16 protein-coding genes are annotated in these 18,431 nt (G+C 66.2%); 8 read left to right on the top strand and 8 right to left on the bottom strand.

All coding sequences use genetic code 11. From position 1 onward, the window contains the following. Nucleotides 1-33: 33 nt before the first annotated feature. Genes cmk through ITX31_RS11920 form a run of 6 tightly spaced genes read right to left on the bottom strand, consistent with a single transcriptional unit; the run spans nucleotide 34 to nucleotide 5,375 of the window. On the bottom strand, nucleotides 34-732 hold the full coding sequence (gene cmk / locus ITX31_RS11945; RefSeq protein WP_194783673.1) for a (d)CMP kinase: 699 nt from the start codon (nucleotides 730-732) through the stop codon (nucleotides 34-36). Then, nucleotides 732-1,835, bottom strand: a complete 1,104-nt coding sequence (locus ITX31_RS11940; protein WP_416354818.1) for a prephenate dehydrogenase — start codon at nucleotides 1,833-1,835, stop codon at nucleotides 732-734. The genes cmk and ITX31_RS11940 overlap by 1 nt, the downstream gene beginning before the upstream one ends. Nucleotides 1,836-1,845: 10 nt before the next feature. Continuing rightward, entirely contained in the window at nucleotides 1,846-2,964 is a 1,119-nt protein-coding gene (locus ITX31_RS11935; protein ID WP_194783671.1) for a pseudouridine synthase, read from the bottom strand. A 24-nt stretch (nucleotides 2,965-2,988) separates the two neighbouring features. Then, nucleotides 2,989-3,603 carry an SMC-Scp complex subunit ScpB gene (gene scpB, locus ITX31_RS11930; RefSeq protein WP_228529322.1) on the bottom strand — a complete coding sequence of 205 codons (615 nt, stop codon included), beginning with the start codon at nucleotides 3,601-3,603 and terminating at the stop codon, nucleotides 2,989-2,991. 10 nt (nucleotides 3,604-3,613) lie between these two features. Continuing rightward, complete coding sequence (locus ITX31_RS11925) at nucleotides 3,614-4,498, bottom strand: segregation and condensation protein A (RefSeq protein ID WP_194783669.1); 885 nt, start codon at nucleotides 4,496-4,498, stop codon at nucleotides 3,614-3,616. Next, nucleotides 4,476-5,375 (bottom strand): ParA family protein, encoded by a 900-nt coding sequence (locus ITX31_RS11920; protein ID WP_416354817.1) that lies wholly within the window; start codon nucleotides 5,373-5,375, stop codon nucleotides 4,476-4,478. Before ITX31_RS11920 ends, ITX31_RS11925 begins: the two co-directional genes overlap by 23 nt. A gap of 348 nt (nucleotides 5,376-5,723) precedes the next feature. On the opposite strand from ITX31_RS11920, the gene ITX31_RS11915 reads away from it, so the two are divergent. Then, nucleotides 5,724-7,211 carry a sodium:solute symporter gene (locus tag ITX31_RS11915; RefSeq protein ID WP_228529380.1) on the top strand — a complete coding sequence of 496 codons (1,488 nt, stop codon included), beginning with the start codon at nucleotides 5,724-5,726 and terminating at the stop codon, nucleotides 7,209-7,211. A gap of 90 nt (nucleotides 7,212-7,301) precedes the next feature. Here the strand turns inward: ITX31_RS11915 and ITX31_RS11910 are convergent, their stop codons facing one another. After that, complete coding sequence (locus tag ITX31_RS11910; RefSeq protein WP_194783667.1) at nucleotides 7,302-8,702, bottom strand: cation:dicarboxylate symporter family transporter; 1,401 nt, start codon at nucleotides 8,700-8,702, stop codon at nucleotides 7,302-7,304. A gap of 188 nt (nucleotides 8,703-8,890) precedes the next feature. On the opposite strand from ITX31_RS11910, the gene ITX31_RS11905 reads away from it, so the two are divergent. Beyond that, nucleotides 8,891-10,549: a sensor histidine kinase gene (locus ITX31_RS11905; RefSeq protein WP_194783666.1), complete on the top strand. Its 1,659-nt coding sequence runs from the start codon at nucleotides 8,891-8,893 to the stop codon at nucleotides 10,547-10,549. Beyond that, entirely contained in the window at nucleotides 10,546-11,241 is a 696-nt protein-coding gene (locus ITX31_RS11900) for a response regulator (protein WP_194783665.1), read from the top strand. The genes ITX31_RS11905 and ITX31_RS11900 overlap by 4 nt, the downstream gene beginning before the upstream one ends. Before the next feature lie 78 nt (nucleotides 11,242-11,319). Here the strand turns inward: ITX31_RS11900 and ITX31_RS11895 are convergent, their stop codons facing one another. Beyond that, entirely contained in the window at nucleotides 11,320-13,233 is a 1,914-nt protein-coding gene (locus tag ITX31_RS11895) for an AMP-binding protein (protein WP_194783664.1), read from the bottom strand. Between the two features lie 208 nt (nucleotides 13,234-13,441). Between ITX31_RS11895 and ITX31_RS11890 the strand changes: the two genes are divergently transcribed. From ITX31_RS11890 to trxA, 5 genes are all read left to right on the top strand, one after another. Continuing rightward, nucleotides 13,442-14,089 carry a GntR family transcriptional regulator gene (locus ITX31_RS11890; protein WP_194784273.1) on the top strand — a complete coding sequence of 216 codons (648 nt, stop codon included), beginning with the start codon at nucleotides 13,442-13,444 and terminating at the stop codon, nucleotides 14,087-14,089. Between the two features lie 26 nt (nucleotides 14,090-14,115). Next, a complete protein-coding gene (locus ITX31_RS11885) occupies nucleotides 14,116-15,633 on the top strand; it encodes an MmgE/PrpD family protein (protein WP_194783663.1) in 1,518 nt (505 codons plus the stop codon). Continuing rightward, nucleotides 15,634-16,542 (top strand): methylisocitrate lyase, encoded by a 909-nt coding sequence (gene prpB, locus ITX31_RS11880; protein ID WP_194783662.1) that lies wholly within the window; start codon nucleotides 15,634-15,636, stop codon nucleotides 16,540-16,542. Nucleotides 16,543-16,637: 95 nt separating this feature from the next. Beyond that, complete coding sequence (locus ITX31_RS11875; protein WP_194783661.1) at nucleotides 16,638-17,774, top strand: bifunctional 2-methylcitrate synthase/citrate synthase; 1,137 nt, start codon at nucleotides 16,638-16,640, stop codon at nucleotides 17,772-17,774. 145 nt (nucleotides 17,775-17,919) lie between these two features. After that, a complete protein-coding gene (trxA, locus tag ITX31_RS11870) occupies nucleotides 17,920-18,282 on the top strand; it encodes a thioredoxin (RefSeq protein WP_194783660.1) in 363 nt (120 codons plus the stop codon). Nucleotides 18,283-18,431 lie beyond the last annotated feature (149 nt).

Below are 18,431 nucleotides of genomic sequence, written 5' to 3'. Positions count from 1 at the left end.
TTGGAGTCCCGGCTGTCCGCCTGCCGTCAGTACTTAGTGCGTGCTTGAAAAAACCACATCCAGCACGGCCTGGACCGTTTCCTCGAAATCCAGGTCGGAGGAATCTACGGTGATGACGCCGTCGGCTGCCTGCTGGAAGTTCACCACGGTCGAGTCCTTAACGTCGCGGGTAAGGACCTGCTCCCGCAGCGCCGCAGCGGACTGGGAACCCCCCAGCTGGACGCCCCGCCGGCGCAGGCGCGCTTCCTCGGAGGCGGTGAGGAGGATGCGCACCTCGGCGGTGGGCGCCACCACGGTGGTGATGTCCCGGCCTTCGGCCACGATCCGCAGACCGGAGTCCTTGATGAGCTGCTGCTGGCGGCGCACCAGTTCGGCGCGGGCGCCAAGGGTGGTGGCCACGGCGGAGACGTTGGAGGAGACCTCGGGTTCGCGGATCGCCAAGGTGACGTCCTCTCCCCCGACCAGCACCCGCTCGGCATCCGGTGACGTGCTCAGTTCAATGTCCGCGTTCCGGGTTGCGGCTTCAACGGCCACGGCGTCGGCCAGGTCTATCCCTGCGCGCATGCAGGCAATGGTGACCGCCCGGTACATGGCGCCGGTATCCAGGTAGTTGGCGTGCAGCCTGCGGGCCACTTCACGGCTGATGCTGGACTTGCCGGAGCCTGACGGTCCGTCGATTGCCACCACCAGGGGCTTGCCCAGCCGGAACTGTGCCGGGTCCTGCTCTGTCATCACTGAACTACCTTCCAGCCGCGCGTGGTCAGTTCACTGACCAGGCCATGCACCTTGCTCGGCAGCACCGAGATTTCCACCCGTCCAACCTGGCGTCCGGAGGCATGCTCCAGCCGCAGGTCTTCCAGGTTCACGCCAATTTCACCGATCTCCGTGAGGAGCCGGGCGATCTGCCCCGGGGTGTCGTCCACCAGGACGGTGAAACTGACAAAGGACTGCGGGGGCGCACCGTGCTTGCCCGGAATCCGCGCCTGCCCGGTGTTTCCCTCCGCAATGAGCTGGGCCATGTCCAGGCGCGCGCCGTCGGCGGAGGGGTTTTCGAGCGTATTGATCAGTCGGTTCAGGTCCTCCCGCACCCCGTGCAGGATGCTGACCAGGCGCGGAGCGTTGCCGCTGAGGATCTGGACCCAGAGCCTGGGGTCGCTTGCGGCTATCCGCGTGACATCCCGCAGCCCGTTGCCGGCAAGCGCCAGGGCAGGAGACGGGGTGTCCTGCAGCCGGCTCGCCACCAGGGAGGACATGACCTGCGGCAGGTGGCTGATCAGCGCCACCGAACCGTCGTGGTCTTCGGCATCCATCCGTGAAACCACCGCACCGAGGTCGATCGCCAGGGCCTCCGCCGTCTTCACGGCTTCCGGGGAGCTCTCCTCTGCGGCGCAGATAACCCAGGGCATGGAGGTGAACAGGTTCCCCAGCGCCGCCACCGGTCCGGACTTTTCCCGGCCGGCCATGGGGTGCGTGCCCACGTACCGGGACAGATCCGCCCCGGTGGCCCGCAGGTCAGCCAGGACAGCGGCTTTAATGCTCGCTATGTCTACGACGACGGCGTCCGGCCAGTCGGCCAGGGCCTGCGCCGCCAGGGACGCGGTCACGTCCGGCGGCGCAGCGACGACTACCAGCTGGGGATCGAAGCCGGGCTCCACGTCCTGGAGCAGGCGCCCGGCGCCGATGTCCTTTGCCACCGCGGCGGTTGAGGGGGAAATATCGGAGAGCACGACGTCGATGCCGCGGGCCCGCAGGCCCAGGCCGATGCTCGCGCCGAGCAGGCCGGTGCCGATGACCAGCACCGGTCCGGACAGATGGGTGCCCCCGTTGGCCAGCACGGTCACGGGACTAGAGGCCCACGACGGCCATCAGGTGGCCGACTTCGTGGCGTCCCAGGACACGGATGCTGCCCTGGCGCTGGTCGTTCAGGCGGATCGGTCCCATCTGGGTGCGGACCAGGCGCTCCACGGGGTGGCCAACGGCGTCGAACATACGGCGGACAATACGGTTCCGGCCGGAGTGGAGCACAACCTCCACAAGGATGTGGCCCGGGGTTGAATCCACCAGGCGGAAAGAATCAACCTTGGCAAACCCGTCCTCCAGCTCAATGCCTTCACGCATCTGGGCGCCGACGCCGTGGGCCATGGGGCCACGCACCTGCACCAGGTAGGTCTTGGGCACCTCGTAGGAAGGGTGGGTGAGGCGGTTGGCCAGCTCGCCGTCGTTGGTCAGCAGCAGCAGACCCTCGGTGTTGGTGTCCAGCCGGCCAACATGGAAAAGGCGCTCATGCTTGTTGGTGCTCTTGAGGTAGTCGCTGATGCACGGACGGCCCTCCGGGTCCTCCATGGTGGAGACGACGCCGCGCGGCTTGTTGAAGACGTAGTACTTCTGCGTCTCGTCGAGCTGCAGGCGCATGCCGTCCACATGGATGGCAACGGTCTTGGGGTCAACGCGCACGCCCAGTTCGGTGACGACTTCACCGTCGACCTCCACGCGGCCCTCGGTGATCATTTCCTCGCAGACGCGGCGCGAGGCAACTCCGGCGCTGGCCATGACCTTCTGCAGGCGGACGCCCTCAGGGTCATGGTGTTCGGAGATGACCGGCTTGCCCGGGCGGCGCGTCGAGGGACGCCTGGTCACCGGGCCCAGGTTCTTACCGAAGCGTTCGTTGCGGAAGGCCCGCTCCCCGCCCTTCCCCTTGGGGGCACCGGTGCGGGGACCACCGGGCTTGAAGCTGCCTTCCTTGGGTGCGCCGCCCTTGAAACCGCCCGATTTGGGCGCGCCTGACTTGGGAGTGCCGGGCTTGAAGCCGCCCGATTTGGGGGCGCCTGCGCCGCCCGAGGACTTCGGGCCGCCGGTGCGTCCGGTGGCGGGCTTGGAGCCCTTGCCGAAGCCGCGGCCGGAGCCTGCTCCCCCGCCGCTGCGCGGATTACTGCGGCCGGAGCCGGAACGGGGTGCCTGTGTCATTGAGAAGTCCTTCGGGTGTAGCGGTTAGTAAGTAGTTTCTTCAAATTCCGGGAGGTTTTCCAGCCCGGGCAAGTGCGGTGCGATCTGCGGCAGTTCCTCTACGCTGCCCAAACCCAGCTTTTCCAGGAAAAGCGGAGTCGTCACGTAGAGCAGTGAACCGGTCTCGGGTTCGGTACCGGATTCAGTTACCAGTCCCCGCTGGACCAGCGTGCGGACCACGGAATCAACGTTGACTCCACGGATAGCCGAAATTTGTCCGCGGGTAACCGGCTGCCGGTAGGCAACCACTGCCAGGGTTTCCAGCGCGGCTTGGGAAAGCCGTGCGCTCTGCCCTTCGAGGACGAACTGTCCAACGACGTCGGCGAAGGCGGGGCGGGAGTAGATTCGCCAGCCGCCGGCAACTTCCCGGAGCTCAAAACCACGCGGTTCGACGGCTCGCAGCCCGTCAGGTCCATCCCCAGTATAGCCGTCATACTCTTTGCGCAGATCGTCAAGGAGCTCTTCGGCAGCCGCGGTGCCGATCCCCAGCGCGCCGGCTAGGCTTGCGGCACCCACCGGCTCGCTGGCCACCATCAGGACCGCTTCGGCGGCTGCCCGTATTCCACCTGGCCTCTCCTGCACAACAGCCTCGCTGGACATGGCGGAGTTTTCAGTACCCCGGTTCGAGAGCTGCGGCTGCATCGGTCTCCTCATCAGCGTCGTCGTATTCATCGGTGAGGGCGGAGGCGGACCAACCCTGGGGGCCGGTTCCGGTCCAGGTAATCTTCAGCTCGCCCAGCGGCTCCGGCTGGTCAAAGGCCAGGACACCGTCCCGGAACATTTCCAGCAGGGCCAGGAACCGGCCGACTACTTCCAGCGGGGTGGCGCCCTCTGTCAGCTCGAGGAACGTCAGGGGGCTGCCCTGCCGCAGCCTGTCCCCGATGATCCGGGCCTGTTCCCTCACGCTGACCCGCGGTGCGTGCAGATGCGCCAGGCCAACTTCTGTGGGCGGCCCCGGTTTGGGCTCGAGTGCCTTCCGTGCCAGCTGCCCAAACTCCTCGGCACTGGTCTTCCAGATCAGTTCCGGCAGCATGGCAGCCAGGTGCGGCTCCAGTGCGGTGTCCCGGGGAAAGCGCAGGCCTTCTTCCTCCAGCCGGCTCGCCATCAGGGAGGCCACCTGTTTGAAGGCCCGGTACTGCAGCAGCCGGGCGAAGAGCAGGTCCCGCGCCTCAAGGAGCGCGATGTCGTCGTCGTCCTCCACGTCCCCGGCAGGAAGCAGGCGCGCGGCCTTCAGGTCCAGGAGCGTGGCCGCGATGACCAGGAATTCGCTCGCCTCGTCCAGGGCCCAGCCCTGGCCGGAGGCAGTCAGCGCCCGGATATAGGCAATGAACTCGTCGGTGACGGTGGCCAGCGCGATTTCAGTGATGTCCAGCTCATGCTTGGTAATGAGGCCCAGCAGCACGTCGAACGGGCCGCGGAAGTTCTCCAGCCGGACTTCAAACCCGGCCGCGGCGGCCGTATCCCCTGCGGCGCTAGGGTGCGCCGCCGCGGGCAATCAGTTCCTTGGCCAGGCGGCGGTAGGACTCCGCGCCGGCGTGGTTTCCGGCGTAGGAGGTGATCGGTTCGGCAGCGACGGTGGCGTCGGCGAACTTAATGGTGCGCTTGATAACGGTCTCGAAGACCTTGTCCCCGAAGGCTTCCACCAGGCGGCCAATGACTTCCCGGCTGTGCAGGGTCCGTGCGTCGTACATGGTGGCGAGCACGCCGTCCACCTGCAGCCCCGGGTTCAGCCGGTCCTGGACCTTCTCGATGGTCTCCACCAGCAGCGCGACGGCACGAAGCGCGAAGAACTCGCAGATCAGCGGGATGATCACGCCGTGGGCGGCGGTAAGCGCGTTGACCGTCAGCAGGCCCAGGGAGGGCTGGCAGTCGATCAGGATGACGTCGTAGTCGTCCGAGACGCGGCGCAGCGCGCGTTCCAGGACCTGTTCGCGGGCAACTTCGTTGACCAGCTGGACTTCGGCGGCGGAGAGATCGATGTTGGCCGGCAGCAGGTCGATGTTGTCTACATGCGTTTCCTGGATCGCGTCACGGATGTCCACCTTCCGGTCCATGAGCACGTTGTAGACGGTGACGTCCAGCTCGTGGGGGTTGGTGCCAAGCCCGGCGGACAGGGCGCCCTGCGGGTCGAAGTCCACCAGCAGTACCTTGCGTCCGGCTTCCGCCAGCGCAGCACCGAGGTTGATGGTGGACGTCGTCTTGCCGACGCCGCCCTTCTGGTTCACCATCGCAATGATGCGGGCCGGACCGTGGGAAGTCAGGACCGGAGGCTCCGGAAACTCAGTCAGCGGCCGGCCGGTGGGACCCATGGCCTCGTCGGCCGCGCCCTGCGCCTCGTCCTGCAGAGTTGTGGAACTCTGTTCGCTGCTCACGTATAAATCCACGCTTCCGTCTCTAGCTGTCCTGCTGGCTGTCCTTTCCAAGGTTACAACCGTGCAACTCGGATCCTGCGAATCAAGGGCCGCAACACCTGCGAGCCTTGACGCTCAACCTTAACTCGAATGTTCCTCCGCCAGGCGCGGCGCGGGGAGCGGTCGCTGTGACGAGTTTGGCTGAAACCATTGACGCTTTTTCGAAAAGGCGGTTAGCGTCTAGGTAAACAGATGTTGACTGTAAGGCAATACGAGGCAGAGGTCCACGTCAAACCCCAGTCCGCCGAACCGACAGGACCGAATGTGGAATATATAAATGCCGCGATCGTTGTGGCCTACCTCGTGGGGATGCTTGCTTTCGGATGGTGGGGAAAGTCCCGCACCAAAAATGAAAGTGACTACCTGGTTGCCGGCAGGCGCCTAGGTCCGCTCTTCTACACGGGGACCATGGCTGCCGTGGTCCTGGGCGGTGCGTCAACCGTAGGCGGTGTGGGCCTCGGCTACCAGTACGGCATCTCCGGAATGTGGCTGGTGGTGGCGATCGGCACCGGTGTCCTGCTGCTGAGCGTGCTGTTCGCCTCGAAGCTGCAGAAGCTGAAGATCTACACGGTTTCCCAAATGCTGTCGCTTCGCTACGGCGCCGGTTCCACCCGGATGTCCTCCGTGGTCATGCTCGCCTACACCCTCATGCTCTGCGCCACTTCCACGGGCGCCTACGCCACCATCTTCGTGGTGCTCTTCGGCTGGGACCGCTGGCTGGCAATCGCCGTGGGCGGCGCCGTCGTGCTCATTTACTCGACCATTGGCGGTATGTGGTCCATCACACTGGCCGACATGGCCCAGTTCATCATCAAGACAATCGGCGTGTTCGCCCTGATGCTTCCCTTCACCTTCTCCAACGCCGGTGGCATCGAAGGCATCCGCGAACGGGTTGACGCCGAGTTCTTCAGCATCACGGGCATCGGCGCGCAGAGCATCATCACGTATTTTGTGGTCTACACGCTTGGCCTGCTGATCGGCCAGGACATCTGGCAGCGGGTCTTCACCGCCCGCACCCCGCTGATTGCGCGCTGGGGCGGCACCGCCGCAGGCATCTACTGCATCCTGTACGGCGTCGCCGGGGCGCTGATCGGCATGGCCGCCTCCGTCGTCCTGCCGGCCATCGAGTCCAAGGATGACGTCTACGCAGACGTCGCCATGAACATCCTGCCCGTCGGGCTGGGCGGGCTGGTCCTTGCCGCCGCCGTGGCGGCCATGATGTCCACCGCCTCCGGTTCCCTCATTGCGGCCGCCACGGTGGCCCGCACCGACGTCGTGCCCTACGTCCGCAGCTGGTTCGGCGGTTCAAAGTCCGCCGGCACCGGTGCCCCGTCCGACGGAAACCCGGAGCACGACGTCGCCCGCAGCCAGGCCTGGGTCCTGGGCCTGGGCGTCGTGACCATCCTGCTGGCCATTGTGGTCCAGGACGTGGTAGCTGCCCTGACCATTGCGTACGACATCCTGGTGGGCGGCCTGCTGGTGGCGATCCTGGGCGGTCTGTTCTGGAAACGGGGCACCGGCTTCGGCGCCGCGGCATCCATGGTCGCCGGAACGGTGGCCACCCTTGCCACCATGATCTATCTGGAAATCACCGGAGACGCACCGTATGACGGCGTGTACGCCAACGAGCCCATCTACTTTGGCCTCATCGCCTCCGCTGCGGTGTACTTCGTGGTGTCGCTGCTGACTCCGCGGACCGACCCCGCGGTGATGGCTGCCTGGGAGACGCGGGTAGCGGGCCGGGAACAGCCGGACACCGCGGAAGCAGGCCGGGCGGCAGACGCTTCCCGCGCTTAGCAGCTAAACACAAAAAGGAACGCTCCCGCCAAGTGCGGGAGCGTTCCTTTTTTATCTGCCTCTGTCTGTCGGCTCAGCTTCCGGCGCGGGCTAGGACCGGCTGCCTGCAGCGGGAACCGCGCTCTCTACTTCACGGGACTCCTCCGTCGGCTCCGGTTCGCCGGACCCTGCGTCGACGTTCATGCTGGCTTCGTCGAACGGCAGTTCCTTGTCCAGGACACGGCGGACCTGATCCTTGTCGATCTCCCTGGTCCAGGTGCCGATCAGCACGGTGGCGACGGCGTTGCCGGTGAAGTTGGTCAGGGCCCGGGCTTCGGACATAAACCGGTCGATGCCCACGATCAGGCCTACACCCTCGATCAGGTCGGGGCGGTGGGACTGCAGGCCGCCGGCCAGGGTCGCAAGGCCTGCACCGGTAACACCGGCAGCACCCTTGGAAGCGATGATCATGAAGACCAGCAGGGAGATCTGCTCACCGAGTTCCAGCGGCTTGCCCATCGCGGAGGCGACAAACAGCGCGGCCATAGTCAGGTAGATTGCGGTGCCGTCCAGGTTGAAGGAGTAGCCGGTGGGCACGGTGACACCGACAACCGGCTTGGACACGCCCAGGTGCTCCATCTTCGCGATCAGCCGCGGCAGCGCCACCTCGGAGGACGAGGTGGAGAAGATCAGCAGGTATTCCCGGCCGAGGTAACGCATCAGCTTGAAGATGTTGAACCCGGTGACGATCTTCAGCAGTCCTCCGAGGATGACGGCGATGAAGAGCACGCAGGTCAGGTAGAACGCGATCATGAGGGTGGCCATGGAGACGATCGCCTGCACGCCGGTCTCGCCCACGACGGCGGCAATGGCACCGAAGGCGCCGATCGGTGCGAGCCACATGATCATCATGAGGATCCGGAAGACCAGTACCTGGATGTAGCCGATGCCCTTGAGGATCGGTGCGCCGCCCTTGCCCATCTTCTGCAGCGCGAAACCCACCAGCAGTGCCACGAAAAGGGTCTGCAGGATCGACTCGCCGGTCAGCGAGGCCAGCAGCGTGGTGGGAATGATCCCGAGCAGGAATCCGACTGTCCCGCCGTCCTCCTCCGGGGCTGCCGGTGCCGCGGCACCGGATGACTGCAGGTCCAGGCCCTCACCGGGGTGGATGAAGTTGCCCACTACGATGCCGATGGCGAGCGCGAAGGTGGACATGACGATGAAGTAGCCAAGCGCCAGGCCGCCTACCTTGCCGACCGTTGCCGCCTTGGCGATCGAGCCGATACCCAGGACGATGGTGCAGAAAATCACCGGCGCGATCATCATCTTGATCAGCCCAATGAACGCTGTACCGAGCGGCTTCATGGACTTGCCGATTTCGGGCGCGACCAGCCCAATGACCGCGCCCAGAACCACGGCAGCGATCACGGCTATGTACAGGACGTGGGTCCGGTCCTTCTTTTTGGCTTTGACCGGTGGCTGGTCGCCGCCGGGTATGGTGGCAGAGGCCATCGCATGCTCCTAGCTTCGTTGGTAGCTGGGCCCCGGCGGCGAAGCGCAGCAGGAACCGGAAGTAATCCGGGTACATCCTCTCCCCAGCGTGTGACGGTGGTCACGGTTGTGTTCATACTGTTCACGGAGGTCCCGCGGCAACCCGCCGCCGGGACAACAGAACGCGCGTTGTGCGCCGAAGGAGTTACTTGCGCAAGTGGAGCCTGGCCAGCCGGCTGCTCATTGGCCAGTTGGCGTTCATCCTTTGCCTGTCCGCCGGGCTGTCCTGGGCGCTCTACGTCCAGGCGGAGCAGCACAGCTACGAGGAAACCGCGGACCGCATGCTCTCCGTCGCGGAGACGATCGCGGCTGATCCGTTCGTACTTGAAGCAGTGGCCGGCGCTGACCCAAGCAGCGCGCTCCAGCCCTACGCATCCTCAGTTATGGGCTCCGCCCATGTGGATTTCCTCACGATCATGGCTCCGGACCGGACACGCTACACGCACCGCAATGCATCCGAGATCGGCAGGCAGTACATCGGATCCGTGGACCAGGCGCTGACCGGCAGCTCCTTCACCGAGGTGTACACCGGAACCCTGGGCCCCTCCGTCCGAGCCATCGTTCCGGTCCTGGACAGCCGCGGCGAGGTCCGGGCACTGGTCGCGGCCGGGCTGACCGTGGACCGCGTGGCGATCGCCCGTGATGCCGAGCTGCCGGGACTGTTCATCATTGCCACTGCCGCCCTGGCCTGGGGAAGCCTGGCTTCCTTCCTGCTGAGCCGTTATTTGCGCCGGACCACCCAGGACCGGCGTCCGGATGAACTGGCGGGAGTCTTCGCCTTCCACGACGCGGCACTGCATTCGCTGCGGGAGGGCCTGCTGCTCATCAACAACGACGGCGACCTGGTGCTCTGCAACGACCAGGCGGCAGAGCTGCTGGGGCTGCCTTCCGGGGCTGCGCAAAGCCCCACCGGGTTCGGCTCCCTGGGACTTCCGGCTCCCCTCGCCGAACTGCTGCGCACAGGGCGCACCGCCGTTGACGAATTCCACTTCACGAAAGACCGCATCCTGGTCATCAACCAGTCCCCCGCCGTAGCCGCGGGGACGGGCGGTACAGGCCGCGGAAGGAAGTCCGGGGAACCAAGACGGCTGGGAACAGTAACGACCCTGCGCGACCATACGGAAGTGGAAGCCCTGACGGGAGAGCTGCAGTCAATGCGGACGCTCACCGACGCACTGCAGGCACAGGCGCACGAACACGCCAACCGCCTCCACACCGTCGTATCGCTCATCGAACTGGACCGCCCCGCGGAGGCACTGGAGTTTGCCACCAGGGACCTCGAGCAGTCCCAGCAGCTGGCGGACGACGTCGTCAGCGCTGTTGGCGAACCGGCCCTGGCCGCCCTGCTCGCGGGCAAGAAAGCGCAGGCGCGTGAGCGCGGAATCGATGTGGAACTGGAGCTCCAGGCGGTCCCGGAAGACGGCACCGGGCCCGCCGTGCTGGACTCCGGCGAGCTGGTAACCATTGTGGGAAACCTCGTTGACAACGCCATGGACGCGGTCCAGGGCCTGCCGGATCCGAAGGTCACCGTGCATCTGGCCGTAGCGGACGACGGCGGACAGCCCGCGTTCCGGCTCTCGGTCCGGGACAGCGGGCCAGGAATACCGGCGGAGTCGCAGCAGCGGATCTTCGAGCAGGGTTTCAGCACAAAGGCCGCCCTGCCCGGAAGCGGTCGCGGCTTTGGGCTCGCGCTCGTGAACCAGGCCGTGCTCCGGCTCGGCGGGACGCTCCGGCTGGACTCAACCCCGGAGAGACCAGGAGCACGGTTCACCGTGCTCCTGCCGCTGCCCGAAGGAGCACGCCGATGACGCCGGAAAGGCTTATCCGTGTCCTGGTCGTGGAGGACGAACCGGTAGTGGCGGAGGTGCACGCAGAATATGTGCGCCGCACCGACGGATACGCACTGGCCGGCATCGCGCACACCGCGGCCGAGGCCCTGAAGCTCCTGCAGGCAGCGAATGCGGAAGTTGACCTGGTGCTGCTGGACATGAACCTGCCGGACCTCCACGGGCTGGACCTGCTGCGCCGCATCCGGGGTTCAGGCATTCCGGCGGACGTCATTGCCGTTACTGCGGTGCGCGAACTGCCGGTCGTGCGCCAGGCAATGTCTGCGGGAATTGCCCAGTACCTGATCAAACCGTTCACCTTCGCGGCATTCAGCGCCAAGCTCGGCGCCTACCGCGAGTTCCACGCGAACCTGGCCTCGCAGGGCTCCTCCGCAACTCAGTCCGAGGTGGACCGCGCGCTTGCTGCCCTCCGTCCGGCGGTGCCGGCAGTGCTTCCCAAGGGACTCTCTCCGGAAACACTCGAGGCCGTCTCGGCGACGCTGAAGCAGGCCGGAGCGCCGATGTCCGCCTCAGAAGTCTCCGCTGCCCTGTCCATGTCACGGATCACCGTGCGGCGGTACCTCGAACACCTCACGGCCCAGCGCGCCGTCCTCCGTACCCCGCGCTACGGATCGCCGGGACGGCCCGAGCTCGAGTACGCCTGGCGCCGCTAATTCGCGCCAGCCGGCGAGAAGGCACTTACGGCTCTTTTGGGCGCTCTCAGCAGCCGCAGCTGCCCTCTAGGCGACGGGTCAGGATGCGGCACCGGGACGCAGCAGCGGGATCAGGTCATCGAGCACTGAGCGGTCTTCGATAGTGGAGGGCACGGTGAAGTCGTCGCCGTCAGCGATCTGGCGCATGGTCTTCCGCAGGATCTTTCCGGAACGCGTCTTCGGCAGCGCCTCCACCACCCGCACTTCGCGGAAGTCGGCCACCGGCCCGATCCGGGTGCGCACGAGGTCCGCGAGCGCTGCCTGGATCTCGTCCTCGGCAGCTTCCGACCCGGCCTTGAGGACCACGTACCCGCAGGGCAGCTGTCCCTTGAGACTGTCCTGCACCCCAATCACGGCGCATTCGGCAACTGCGGGATGCGAGGCTATGACCTGCTCGATCGCTCCGGTGGAGAGCCGGTGTCCTGCCACGTTGATGACGTCATCCGTCCTCCCCATCACAAACACGTAGCCGTCCTCGTCCCTGTACCCGGAGTCGCCCGTGGCATAGCTGCCTTCGAACGCTTCAAGGTAAGAGGCTCGGTAGCGGTCGTCGCTGCCCCACAGCGTTGCGAGGGTCCCCGGCGGCAGGGGCAGGTCCAGCACGATGTTTCCCTCTGTCCCGGGCGGGACCTCCGCACCGGCGCCGTCGACGATCCGTACCCGGAACCCCGGGACGGGGAACGTCGGCGACCCGGCCTTCAGCGGCTGCGCGTCCAGTCCCATCGGGTTCGCGCAGATGGCCCATCCGGTTTCGGTCTGCCACCAGTGGTCTACTACCGGGATGCCCAGCGATTCAGACGCCCACCGGTACGTTTCCGGGTCAAGCCGCTCCCCCGCCGCGAAAAGGGTCCGGAGGCCGGAGAGGTCGTATCCCGCGGTGAGTGCGGCCTCGGGGTCGGCCCGGCGGATCGCCCGCAGCGCCGTGGGTGCCGTGAAGAGTACGTCGACGCCGTGTTCGGCAGCCACCCGCCAGAAGGCGCCGGCGTCGGGGGTACCCACGGGTTTGCCTTCATACAGAACGGTGGCGGCGCCGGCGATCAGAGGACCGTAAACGATGTATGAATGCCCCACAACCCAGCCCACGTCGGAGGCCGTCCACATTGTCTGGCCGGGAGCGACGTCGTAGATATTGGCCATCGACCAGGCCAGGGCAACTGCATGGCCGCCGTTGTCCCGCACCACCCCCTTGGGGGATCCCGTGGTCCCGGAGGTATAGAGAATGTAGAGCGGGTCCGTGGCCGCAACGCTCACCGGCCCCTGCGGCTGGGCAGACGCCGCCAGCCGGGCCCAGTCCAGCCATGCCGCGCCGCCCGCGCCGTCCAGTTCCGCCGCCGTATGCGCAAACCCCTCCCTCGACGCGACGATGACGGCGCGCACCCGGTGGGAGGCTGCTTCCAGTGCCTCGGCGACGGCGGGGAGGTATTCGACCCGCCGCCTGGGTTCAAGTCCCCCGCTGGCGGTCACCACGGCGTCAGGACGGGCGTCGTCGATCCGTGCCGCCAGTTCCGTGGCGGCAAAGCCGCCGAACACCACCGAGTGCACGGCTCCCAGCCGTGCACAGGCCAGCATGGCGATCACTGCCTCCGGGATCATGGGCAGGTAGATGACCACCCGGTCCCCGGCACGGATGCCCTGGCCGTGCAGGACCCCGGCGAAGTTCTCCACTTCCGAGAGCAGTTCGGCAAAGGTGTAGGTGCGCTGGCTGCCAAGCATCGCGGAGTCGTAGACGAGTGCCGCATCGCTGCCTCGTCCGGCCAGTACGTGGCGGTCCAGTGCGTTGTAACTGGTGTTCAGCGCACCGTCCGGAAACCAGCGGTACAGCGGCGCCCCGGAGTCGTCCAGGGCCCTCCGCGGAGGGACATCCCAGTCCACGAGGTCCGCTGCCTTCAGCCAAAACGCCTCGGGGTCGTTGACGCTCGCGGCATAGGTTTCGGCGTAACCGGCAGTTTCCATGAATCCTCCTTGATTCGCGGCCCGTTGGCTTGGACGCAGCGCACGCAACCGTGCGTACCGGCCATCGTAGGCGACCGAGGGATCTGTGAGAACCCCCGCCGTGTATACACAGCGCTCGACGTGCCGGGGCAAATGTGAGATCTGCTTCACGATGAGACGTTCTATGTATACACTGATGCGAGCAAGAGAGATCGTGGGAAGGGCAACCATGCGGGCCAGCGACAGGGCCTACGCCATGCTGCGCGAGGACATCGTCGAGTGGCGGCTGCCTCCGGGAACTGTACTGGGCGAGGTCGAACAGTCCCAGCGGCTGGGCGTTTCCCGCACGCCGCTGCGCGAGGCCCTCGCGCGGCTCACCGCAGACGGACTCACCGCACCGCACAACGGCCGCGGCGTCGTCGTCACCCCCATCTCCGCTGAAACAGTAGGCGCGCTCTTCGAACTGCGCCAGGCGCTGGAGTGCCAGGCAGCCTCCCTGGCGGCCGTGAGGGGCCGGCCCGACATCTTCCGCGCGCTCCGGACCGACTTCCAGGACGCCGCGGCGCGGCTGGATGCTGACCCGTGCGAAGACCCTGCGCGGCGGGGGTACTACGCCCTTGTAGCCCGGCTGGATGCCGACATCGACGAAGCCGCCGCCAACCCCTACCTCGCGCAGGCCCTGGTCAATGTGCGGCTGCACCTTGCACGGGTACGCCGGCTGGCCAAGGACAACCCGGCAAGGCTGCGCGAAACCGCCGCCGAACACGCAACGATCGCTGCGGCCATTGCAGCTGGGGATCCTGCCCTCGCAGCGGCCGCCACCAAGGTCCATCTGCATAAGAGCCTCGAACACTTCACCACCGTCAACCACCCCTGAGCCGAACCACCCGAGAGGACCGCGCCTTGAAAAAGCAGAACGTACGTGTCTACCGCAGTGAGGAAAACCTGCCCCGCGAGGAGCAGCTGGCCTGGAAGATCGCCGCTGTTGCCGCAGACCCTGTGCACGTCACCGAGGACGTCGCGGACATGGTCATCAACCGCATCATCGACAACGCCTCAGTGGCAGTGGCCTCCCTGAACCGCGGACCGATCGTTGCTGCCCGGGCGCAGGCACTCTCCTTTGCCCCGTCGTCCGGCGGATCCGGAGCGTCGGTCTTCGGCGTGCAGGAAAGGACCTCCCCGGAGTGGGCGGCCTGGGCCAACGGCGTGGCCGTCCGTGAACTCGACTACCATGACACGTTCCTTGCCGCCGAGTACTCGCACCCCGGGGACAACATTCCCCCGATCCTCGCCGCAGCCCAGCACACCGGCGCCTCCGGAGCGGACCTGCTGCGCGGCATCGCCACCGGCTACGAAATCCAGGTTGACCTGGCCAAGGCCATCTGCCTCCACAAGCACAAGATCGACCACGTTGCGCACCTCGGCCCGTCCGCGGCAGCCGGGATCGGCACCCTGCTGGGGCTGGACACCGAGACCATCTTCCAGGCCGTGGGCCAGGCACTGCACACCACCACCGCAACCCGTCAGTCCCGCAAGGGCGAAATCTCCACCTGGAAGGCACACGCACCTGCCTTCGCCGGGAAGATGGCCGTTGAGGCCGTAGACCGTGCCATGCGCGGACAAACCTCCCCCACCCCCATCTACGAAGGTGAAGACGGCGTGATCGCCTGGCTGCTGGACGGGCCGGATGCCGCCTACCAGGTGCCGCTGCCGGCTCCGGGTGAAGCGAAGCGCGCCATCCTGGACACCTACACCAAGGAGCACTCCGCGGAGTACCAGGCCCAGGCCTGGATCGACCTGGCCCGGAAGATCCACCGCGAGCACCCCGAGGCGGCCGACCCGGCCAACGTAGCCTCCGTGCTGATCTCCACCTCGCACCACACCCACTACGTGATCGGCTCCGGCGCCAACGATCCGCAGAAGTACGATCCCACGGCTTCGCGCGAAACCCTGGACCACTCGATTCCGTACATCTTCACCGTCGCCCTCCAGGACGGCGCCTGGCACCACGTTGACTCCTACGCGCCCGAACGCGCCGGCCGCCCGGACACCGTGGCGCTCTGGCACAAGGTCACCACGGTGGAGGATCCGGAGTGGACCCGCCGCTACCACTCCATGGACATCGCGGAGAAGGCATTCGGCGGACGCGTGGACATCACCCTGGCCGACGGCACCGTCATCACCGATGAGATTGCAGTCGCCGACGCCCACCCGCTGGGTGCCCGGCCGTTCGTGCGCGCCGACTACATTCACAAGTTCCGCACCCTGGCCGCGGGCCTGGTCACGGAAGAGGAAATGGACCGCTTCATCGCGGCCGCAGAACGCCTGCCCGAACTCGCCGCCGGGGAACTCGGCCAGCTCAACATCACCGCCGCTGCCGGCGTCATCAACCCGGCGGCCGCACCGAAGGGACTGTTCTAAATGCTGTATTCCGCCACCACCCCGGAGCAGAAGCGCATCGCTATGCGCGAAGGCCTGGCTTCCGGCACCCTCCAGCAGTACCCGGGTGCGTTCAACCCGCTTTCGGCACGGCTGATTGAGGAAAAGGGCTTCGACGGCGTCTACATTTCCGGCGCCGTCCTGGCCAATGACCTGGGCCTGCCGGACATCGGGCTGACCACGCTCACGGAGGTTGCCGCCCGCGCCGGCCAGATCGCGCGGATGACGGACCTGCCGGCGATTGTCGACGCCGACACCGGCTTCGGCGAACCGATGAACGTAGCCCGCACCATCCAGGAACTCGAGAACGCCGGCCTGGCCGGCTGCCATATCGAGGACCAGTTCAACCCCAAGCGCTGCGGGCACCTGGACGGCAAGAACGTGGTGGACCTGGACACCGCCACCAAGCGGATCCGCGCGGCCGCCGACGCCCGCCGGGATCCGAACTTCCTCATCATGGCGCGCACGGACATCCGCGCCGTCGAAGGTCTGGAAGCGGCACAGGACCGGGCACGCGCCCTGGTCGAGGCCGGCGCTGACGCCATCTTCCCTGAGGCCATGAAGACGGTGGAGGAATTCGCCGCCATCCGTGCCGCAGTCGACGTGCCAATCCTGGCCAACATGACAGAGTTCGGAAAGAGCGAGCTGTTCACCTATGACCAGCTCGCATCCGTGGGCGTGAACATGGTCATCTACCCGGTGACGCTGCTGCGCAGTGCCATGGGCGCTGCCGAGCGGACACTGGAGACCATCAAGGCCGACGGCACCCAGTCCGCCAGCGTTCCCAGCATGCTCACACGTGCACGCCTGTACGATCTGGTGGATTATGAGGCGTATAACCGCTTCGATACTTCGGTATTCAATTTCCAGGTCCCCGGCACCCCGGCCTGACCCGGCCCGCTCAATTCCGGCACACGCACACAGGAAAGCCACAGGAACGCACAGCACCACCACTGACCTGCGCACCACGACGAAGGAGTCCGAACATGACCGACACCACGATTCACAAGGGCCTGGCCGGAGTGCTGGTGGACACCACCCGCATCTCCAAGGTCAACCCTGAAACGAACTCACTGCTCTACCGCGGCTACCCTGTCCAGGAACTGGCGGCCAAGTGCTCGTTCGAGGAGGTTGCCTACCTGCTCTGGAACGGGGAGCTGCCCACGGCCGGGGAACTCGCGGTGTTTACCGATGCCGAGCGCTCCCAGCGGGCCCTGACTCCGGAGCTCAAGGCAGTGATCGATGCGCTGCCGCTGACCTGCCATCCGATGGATGTCTGCCGCACGGCTGCCTCGGTGCTGGGCGCCCAGCACGAGGCAGCCAATGACTCCAGTGCCGAGGCCAACCTCGCCAAGTCCGTCAGCCTCTTCGCCGCCATGCCTGCCGTCGTTGCCTACGACCAGCGGCGCCGGCGCGGACAGGAACTCGTGGAGCCCCGGGAAGACCTGGGCTACTCGGCCAACTTCCTCTGGATGACCTTCGGGGAGGAAGCCGCCCCCGAGGTCGTGGACGCCTTCAACGTCTCGATGATCCTGTACGCGGAGCATTCCTTCAACGCCTCCACGTTCACGGCGCGGGTCATCACTTCCACGCTGGCGGACCTGCACTCGGCAGTCACCGGAGCCATCGGTGCGCTGAAGGGCCCGCTTCACGGCGGCGCCAACGAGGCAGTGATGCACACCTTCGAGGAGATCACGGCCGCCACCGCGGAAGACTCGGAAGCGGCTGCCAATGCCGCCGCATGGCTGGACGAGGCGCTGTCCGGGAAGAAGAAGATCATGGGCTTCGGCCACCGGGTCTACAAGAACGGCGATTCCCGGGTCCCCACCATGAAGGCGTCGCTGGATGCCATGATCAAGCACTACGACCGTCCGGACCTGGGCGAGCTCTACACTGCTCTGGAAACGGCCATGGCGGAGCGGAAGAACATCCTGCCGAATTTGGATTATCCGGCCGGGCCGGTCTACCACCTGATGGGCTTTGACACGCCCACGTTCACGCCGCTGTTCGTCGCGGCACGGATCCCCGGCTGGACCGCGCACATCATGGAACAGCTGGAAGCCAACTCGCTGATCCGCCCGCTGAGCGAATACAACGGACCGGAGGAGCGGCACGTGGCTTAGACAGTCCAGCTCCTTCACAGACCAATGCCCGCCGCAGCTTCCTCCTGCGGCGGGCATTGGTCCGTGAAGGGGACCGGCACGCCGCCTCCGGCCGAAGGCCTGGTGCCTCTTGTCGAGTATACCCCCGGGGGTATATGCTGACATCATGGCTCCAATCAATATCACCGAAAAAGACTTCACCGAAACCGTCTCGGTCAGCGGCATTGTGCTCGTCGACTTCTGGGCTGCCTGGTGCGGGCCGTGCCGGATGTTCGCGCCGGTCTTCGACAAGGCGGCAGCCCAGCATCCGGAGGTTGTCTTCGCCAAGGTCGATACCGAAGCAGAGGAGGGCCTCTCCCGGGCTGCGGGAATCACCTCCATTCCCACCCTAATGGCCTTCCGGGACGGCATCCTGGTGTTCTCCCAGGCCGGGGCGATGAACGCAGCAGGCCTGGAACAGCTCATTACCGCGGTCGAGGACCTGGACATGGATGACGTCCGCGCCAAGGTGGCAGCGCAGGCGTCCTAGCGGCCGCTGGAGGGAACCACCATGACCATTGAGAGCAGGCACGAACAAGCCGCCGGCCGGGAGTGCTGACCGGCCTGATTTCGCCCGCGTTTGCTCTGCTGTCCCTTGCCGTTCTGGGCTGGGCGCTGTGGTCGCGGCTCAAACTAGAG

Origin of the sequence: Arthrobacter gandavensis, assembly GCF_015355785.1 — a bacterium.
Classification (GTDB): domain Bacteria; phylum Actinomycetota; class Actinomycetes; order Actinomycetales; family Micrococcaceae; genus Arthrobacter_B; species Arthrobacter_B gandavensis_A.
The sequence above is the reverse complement of the archived record's forward strand: the minus strand, read 5'-3'. Positions and strand labels throughout refer to the sequence as shown.